The organism is Thalassotalea fusca, from assembly GCF_053485835.1.
This window is the reverse complement of sequence record NZ_JBQRUN010000001.1, coordinates 526,526-532,874: the sequence shown is the minus strand read 5'-3', so window position 1 is coordinate 532,874 and position 6,349 is coordinate 526,526. Positions and strand designations below refer to the sequence as shown.

Sequence of the window (6,349 nt, the reverse complement as noted above, 5' to 3'; positions counted from 1 at the left end):
CTTTTAATACCAAATAAATAGCCTAGCAGCATGATTTTAAATAGCTGAACAGGGTCAACTGGCGGGCGGCCATTATCCGTACAGTACAAGTCCTTGACTTCATCTCGGATGAATTCGAAATCAATATGTTTATCGAGTTTGCGAACCAGATGATTGGTTGGAACTAACTGGTCTAACGTAACCATTTCCAGTTCGTGTTGTTGCGGGGATGGCTCTCTTAACATGGTTCATTATTGTGAATTTCCATGTTTTTATTAGATCAAAGTCCTAGACTACTGTCTAGGACTTTGTCATCAGTCTGACAGCGCTTTGCGCTGTTTTTTTTTTACGCGCTTAGCGGCTTTTAATCATTACCAAACAAGTCGCGTGTATACACCTTCTCACTCACATCTGCCAATGCATCACACATTCTGTTAGATACGATTACATCAGATAACGCTTTAAACTCATCTAAATTTGTTATTACTCGCGAATGAAAAAACTCTTTCTCGTCAAGCTCCGGTTCATAAACAATAACTTCGATTCCTTTCGCTTTAATACGCTTCATCACACCTTGAATAGCCGATGCTCTAAAGTTATCCGAACCAGATTTCATAATGAGCCGATAAACACCAACTACCTCTGGTGACTTTTTCAGAATTGAATCAGCGACATAATCTTTACGCGTATTGTTAGCGTCAACAATTGCCCTGATCATATTGTTCGGTACATCTTGGTAATTTGCGAGTAATTGCTTGGTGTCTTTTGGCAGACAATATCCGCCATAACCAAACGAAGGGTTATTGTAATGATTGCCAATTCTAGGGTCTAAACCAACACCTTCGATAATTTGACGTGTATCTAACCCATGTGACTCAGCATAACTATCCAGCTCATTAAAATAAGCTACACGCATCGCTAGGTACGTATTTGAAAAGAGCTTAATTGCTTCTGCTTCGGTTGAGTTAGTAAATAGTGTTGGGATATTTTCTTTTTTCGCGCCCTGCAACATTAATTCAGCAAACAATCGACCTTGAGGCGAGTCTTCACCCACAATAATTCTTGATGGGTACAGATTGTCGTGAAGCGCTTTCCCTTCTCTTAAGAATTCAGGTGAAAATATGATATTACAAGAACGATAGTGTTTTCTTATTTTATCAGTAAAACCTACCGGGACGGTTGATTTAATGATAATGGTTGCAGATGCGTTATATTCATAAACATCTTGGATAACACTTTCAACTGTATCAGTATTAAAATAGTTGGTGTCAGGATCATAATCAGTAGGCGTAGCAATAATAACAAACTGTGCATCCTGATAAGCATCATGCTTATTTGTCGTCGCAATAAATTTCAACGATTTATTCTGCAAGAATGATGTTATTTCTTCATCGACAATGGGAGAGTTGCCCTGATTAATAAGATCGACACGATCTTGCTCTATATCAAGTGCGACGACAGTGTTGTTCTGTGCTAGCAATAACGCGTTTGACAGACCGACATACCCCGTACCGACGACCGCTATTTTCATTTGAATTCCCTAATATAAGTCTTCATACCATCATCTTATATTTATATTGTGACAGTTTAATAAATAAGGTGCATTAGAGCTAGCGCAGCCAATCCTGCAACGACATCATCAATCATGATACCAAAGCCATCGCTGCAATGCTTATCGAGCCAGGATATTGGCCAAGGCTTAACAATATCGAATAGCCGGAACAAGATAAATGCGATTAACAAACTATGCCAACTTATCGGAATAGCAACCATCGCGACCATATAGCCCACAATTTCGTCCCAAACGATTGCACCATGATCATGAACGCCGACATTAGTCGCGGCTTTACCACAAATATAAATGCCAGCAACTGCGAAAATCACTGTAAGTGCAATATATAAGGGTAAGGTCAAATTAGCCATCGCAAGAACAACAGGAATGGCTGCTAATGTACCAAACGTGCCAGGGGCTACAGGTGACAAGCCGGAACCAAACCCCACAGCCAAGAATTCAATAGGGTTTTTGAGTGAAAAAGGTCTAATCACGTAAGTACCGATTTAGAAATGTTGATAGCCAGCCGCATTAATATTAACAGGCTTGCTATTTAATGTTGTAGTGATCTTATCAGTTCCATTCAACTGACCAATACAGGTAACATCTACACCAATATTCGCAATGGCGGTCTCCATGCCAACTTTATTGTCTTCAGAAACGGTAAATAGCAACTCATAATCATCACCACCGACGATAGCGAGTTCAATCGCCTTTTCCATGCCTAATGTTTCAACTAAAGCGTTAGATAATGGTAGATCTTCTAATACGATGTTGGCACCGACATTTGATGCATCGCAAATATGTTTTAGGTCGGCTAATAGTCCATCAGAAATATCAATCGCTGCACTGGCATATTTTCTAAGCGTTTGTCCGGCAAGCACACGAGGTTTAGGGCAGTCTAAGCGCTGCTGAATCTGATTTTGGAAAACAGATTCAACCTCTAGGCCATCTGTGATCGCTTTCAGCGCAAGTGCCGCGTCACCAATTTCGCCAGTCACATATATCCAGTCGCCTGGTTTGGCAGTAGAACGTGTCAATTGCATGTCTGCAGGCACGATACCTTGTGCAGTAATGGTTATACTAAGTGGCCCTTGGGTAGTATCACCACCAATCAGTTGTACATTATAAAATTCGCACAACTCAAAGACCCCTGCGCAAAACTCATTAATCCAGAATTCGTCCACATTAGGTAAAGTTATTGCTAACGAAACCCAAGTCGGTTCTGCACCCATAGCGGCTAAATCAGATAAGTTTACCGCGAGGGCTTTGTGACCAATAGCACGAGGGCTCGTGCCTTGCGGAAAATGTACACCTGCAACTAAAGTGTCTGTAGTTACAGCAATATTATAGTTTTCTGGTGGTCTTAGAATCGCGCAATCATCGCCAATCCCAAGAAGAACGTCCTTTCTCTTCACTATTTGCTCAGTAAAGTAACGCTTTATTAATTCGAATTCTTTCATAATCCTATCATTTTCTTAGAAAAAAATAGTCATGGCGTAGCATGACTATTATTTCGTTCAAATTCAATTATAGTAGGCGTTTTACCATTAATTCACGATCACTCAAGTCCTTTGCGGTATACGTACTATTCCTCAGGACGAATTAGTTTAACCGCCTTGTCTAGTACACCGTTGACGAATTTGTGACTATCATCGGCACCAAATGATTTTGCCAACTCAATTGCTTCATTGATAACCACTCGATATGGTACATCAGGGCAATCTTTTAGCTCATAAATTGCGACACGAATTACCGCTTTTTCAACATGGTCGACGTCTTGAAGCGGACGTTCAACATGTGGTTCGATAGCTGCGTCAATATCTGCAACATTATTAGCAACGCCTTTAAACAACGCCTGAAAATAGTCTATGTCAAACCGACGTTTTGCATTTTCAGTAAGGAAATGCGTTTCAACATCAGCCACACTATTATCGCTAATTTGCCACGAATAAACCGCTTGAACGGCTAATTCACGAGCTTTTCTTCTAGGAGAGGGTTTCACAGTATTTTTCCAAACTAAATTTGATCTAAAACATTAACCATTTCTAAGGCACCTAGTGCAGCTTCTGCACCTTTGTTACCAGCTTTGGTACCGGCGCGCTCAATCGCTTGCTCAATAGAGTCTGTCGTGATTACACCGAAGGAAACTGGAATTTCTGCATCAAGAGCAACTTGTGCTAAACCTTTGTTACACTCCCCTGCTACAAAGTCAAAATGCGGTGTACCACCGCGAATAACAGCACCAATAGCAATAATTGCATCATAATTTCCCTTCTTAGCAGCTTTCTTAGCTACTAATGGTAATTCATAAGCACCTGGCGCGCGAATCACAGTGATGTCTTCATCAGCTACGTTACCGTGACGCTTTAACCCATCAACAGCGCCTTCAAGCAAACTTTCCACAATAAAGCTATTAAAGCGAGAAACGACGATTGCGAATTTTTTGCCTGTAGCAACAAAATTACCTTCAATTATGTTCATTCTAAAAAGTACCTATTAATCAAAATTCCGGCGATTTTATCAAAAAAGTTAGAGTTGGGGTATCTCTTTATCAATTTCTTAAGCTTTAATGCAATTAACAATACATAAAGGTAAACTAACGCAATTGAGCATTTAGTATTAACCAACAAGCAAACATTATGAGTCATTTTTCATCGAAGCAATTTGAAGCCTTAGATAAGTTTACATTTAAAGAGCGCCAGCAAATCATTGTCATAGCACAGGCTCAACTTACCGTACCGGAAAAACTTATACTGAATCTGTTTAAACTCGTACTAATTATTCCATTATTTTGGATGCTAGCAACGCATAATTGGCTAGGTTTTATCGTTGCATTAGTTGTAGTTTTAGCTATCTATATCGCGATTTTAAGGCCACTGAACCTCAAGTTTTTATCTAAATATATTGAAGAAGCGGTTTCCAAACACTGTCACGAGTCCAGCCAATAATAATTATTTCTCATCCTTTGGTATAAAATTGACGAAGTTTTCTAACCCAGCCAATATTTGATGAGAGAAAGTAACGAAGTTTCGCAGACACATGGCCAGCAGACATTTGGCGAATTAACTCACTTAGTGTTAACGCCTTTCTCTCCCGCCTAATTTTCATAAATCGTTGGTTTGCTTTATTAGCCTTTGACATGTGCTTATGGTGTTTTTCATAAAATTGCTGGTAACCCTGAACGCTTTTGGGATTCCCTATCATACGTTCTGAGCTTCCTGTGTCGTTGATAATATAACTAGGGTTAGCAATGCGATAGCTACACCCATATGAAAGCATTAAACGCGTCCATAAGTCATAATCTTGGCAAGCGACGAATGATTCGTCAAAGCCCCCAACATCTAATACTCGTTGTCTTTTTACCAATACTTGTGATGTCGCTTCGTTATAACTTAACTGTTCATCTAGTTTAATGACCTTTTCTGAAGCATCGATTAGACGTTGTTTCTTGCCATAATCCCACCACATACTAGAGCAACAAAAAGCGAATTGATCATCATATGCTTCTACGAGTGAACTTATGCGATGCGGTAAGAACAAATCGTCATCATCTAATCCAGTAACAAACTCACCTTTAGCACTCTTAATAGCGATATTTCGAGAAGCACATGCCCCTAAGCTTTGTTCGTTTCGGTATACATGCACGTTAGAATTTTCATTGGCCAAATCTAACAAATACGCATACGTACCATCTGTTGAACCGTCATCGACAATGTGTAAGTCAATGTTTGGGTATGATTGAGCAAATACAGAATCAATGGCCCTCTTAAGCAGCTCGAGTCTATTCTTGGTCGGCATATAAACACTGACTAATGGTAAATAAGGTTCGTTCACTGACACGTATTTATTCTTCTCATTGTGTTATTAACAGGTATTCTATCCGTACATTTAGCGATTTGACTCATCTCTTTCCCACTGTATTACTTGCCCACTGCGCAACTGCCTCTTTGCTCTTAACTTTGCAATGATTTTGCAGACAGCAAACACAACAAACGCATGGAAAGGTCTTTTTTTAGGTCCCGCAAGTGTAGCCCCCGTTCCATCGACGTGACCTAAGTCGCTAAGCTGCATGTTGCCTCGCTCAACGCGCGTAAGCACATTAATCACGTTAATGATGTTTCGTGGGCAGGTAAATACAAACGAAATGTCTTGGCAAATTTGATATTCTTTGTAATTAAACTGTCGGCGAATGTATTCGTCATCTGCTATTACTTCAGGTAGTTGGCATAACCTCTTTACGCCATTTTCAGAAAGTGCAATCACATTCGATAAACGATGCGCTTTGTTATAATCAGAACTGCTAGAGATCCGATAATAACACTGTGCCAAAAAGCTACTTTTTTGCCAATCAAACATCACTTTTGGTGCTGCGGCAAGCAACTCTTTCTCCACTAGAGATGATGATAAAGCGATTAAATCATGCCCAGTAATAAGAATATCGGCATCGAGCAATATAACGGGATACTTCTCAACGAGGCTTAGCCCTTCATTCAGTGCCGCTATTTTAGAAGCTTTTTCAATTTCAATAACGTTCAGCGAAACACTGCGAGTTGCAAGTTTATCGCGATGCAAACGAATGAATTCATTCGCGTAAAGCGCAGTATTGTCTGTACAACCATTACAGACAACAAACACATCAGCATTAGTCAACGCATTATCTCGCAAAAAGCAATCTAATGTCTTACTGACTCCGGCTTCTTCGTTATGTGCGGGTATAACGATGCTAAGCATCAAAAATCCTTATATTATTGCAATACAACTCTGAGCAAATCATGCAATCGCTGTCTCTTGAGAATGTTAATAAAGAATAACTAA

The 6,349-nt window shown here is 39.8% G+C and carries 9 protein-coding genes; 1 reads left to right on the top strand and 8 read right to left on the bottom strand.

The window, feature by feature from the left end; translation table 11 throughout:
- From ACSLUK_RS02375 to ribH, 6 genes are all read right to left on the bottom strand, one after another.
- The coding region (locus ACSLUK_RS02375; protein WP_448546895.1) for a transposase at nt 1-224 on the bottom strand (224 nt) is incomplete at its 3' end.
- 119 nt (nt 225-343) lie between these two features.
- Nucleotides 344-1,510: a nucleotide sugar dehydrogenase gene (locus ACSLUK_RS02370; RefSeq protein WP_448546894.1), complete on the bottom strand. Its 1,167-nt coding sequence runs from the start codon at nt 1,508-1,510 to the stop codon at nt 344-346.
- A gap of 56 nt (nt 1,511-1,566) precedes the next feature.
- The gene (locus tag ACSLUK_RS02365; protein WP_448546893.1) at nt 1,567-2,025 is read right to left on the bottom strand and encodes a phosphatidylglycerophosphatase A family protein; all 459 of its coding nucleotides are present in this window, start codon (nt 2,023-2,025) and stop codon (nt 1,567-1,569) included.
- Nucleotides 2,026-2,037: 12 nt separating this feature from the next.
- A complete protein-coding gene (thiL, locus tag ACSLUK_RS02360; protein ID WP_448546892.1) occupies nt 2,038-2,994 on the bottom strand; it encodes a thiamine-phosphate kinase in 957 nt (318 codons plus the stop codon).
- 125 nt (nt 2,995-3,119) lie between these two features.
- A complete protein-coding gene (nusB, locus tag ACSLUK_RS02355; protein ID WP_448546891.1) occupies nt 3,120-3,536 on the bottom strand; it encodes a transcription antitermination factor NusB in 417 nt (138 codons plus the stop codon).
- A gap of 14 nt (nt 3,537-3,550) precedes the next feature.
- A complete protein-coding gene (ribH, locus tag ACSLUK_RS02350; protein ID WP_448546890.1) occupies nt 3,551-4,015 on the bottom strand; it encodes a 6,7-dimethyl-8-ribityllumazine synthase in 465 nt (154 codons plus the stop codon).
- Nucleotides 4,016-4,173: 158 nt separating this feature from the next.
- Here ribH and ACSLUK_RS02345 point away from each other — a divergent pair, with 158 nt between their 5' ends.
- Entirely contained in the window at nt 4,174-4,482 is a 309-nt protein-coding gene (locus ACSLUK_RS02345; protein WP_448546889.1) for a DUF6170 family protein, read from the top strand.
- Nucleotides 4,483-4,492: 10 nt separating this feature from the next.
- Here the strand turns inward: ACSLUK_RS02345 and ACSLUK_RS02340 are convergent, their stop codons facing one another.
- Both ACSLUK_RS02340 and ACSLUK_RS02335 read right to left on the bottom strand, forming a co-directional pair.
- Nucleotides 4,493-5,374: a glycosyltransferase family 2 protein gene (locus ACSLUK_RS02340; RefSeq protein WP_448546888.1), complete on the bottom strand. Its 882-nt coding sequence runs from the start codon at nt 5,372-5,374 to the stop codon at nt 4,493-4,495.
- A gap of 48 nt (nt 5,375-5,422) precedes the next feature.
- On the bottom strand, nt 5,423-6,265 hold the full coding sequence (locus ACSLUK_RS02335; RefSeq protein ID WP_448546887.1) for a glycosyltransferase: 843 nt from the start codon (nt 6,263-6,265) through the stop codon (nt 5,423-5,425).
- Nucleotides 6,266-6,349: the final 84 nt, after the last annotated feature.

Bases quoted from the DNA above. Each gene is read 5' to 3' on its own strand.
- ACSLUK_RS02370 (WP_448546894.1), bottom strand. From the start codon at position 1,510: ATGAAAATAGCGGTCGTCGGTACGGGGTATGTCGGTCTGTCAAACGCG.
- thiL (WP_448546892.1), bottom strand. From the start codon at position 2,994: ATGAAAGAATTCGAATTAATAAAGCGTTACTTTACTGAGCAAATAGTG.
- ribH (WP_448546890.1), bottom strand. From the start codon at position 4,015: ATGAACATAATTGAAGGTAATTTTGTTGCTACAGGCAAAAAATTCGCA.
- ACSLUK_RS02345 (WP_448546889.1), top strand. From the start codon at position 4,174: ATGAGTCATTTTTCATCGAAGCAATTTGAAGCCTTAGATAAGTTTACA.
- ACSLUK_RS02335 (WP_448546887.1), bottom strand. From the start codon at position 6,265: ATGCTTAGCATCGTTATACCCGCACATAACGAAGAAGCCGGAGTCAGT.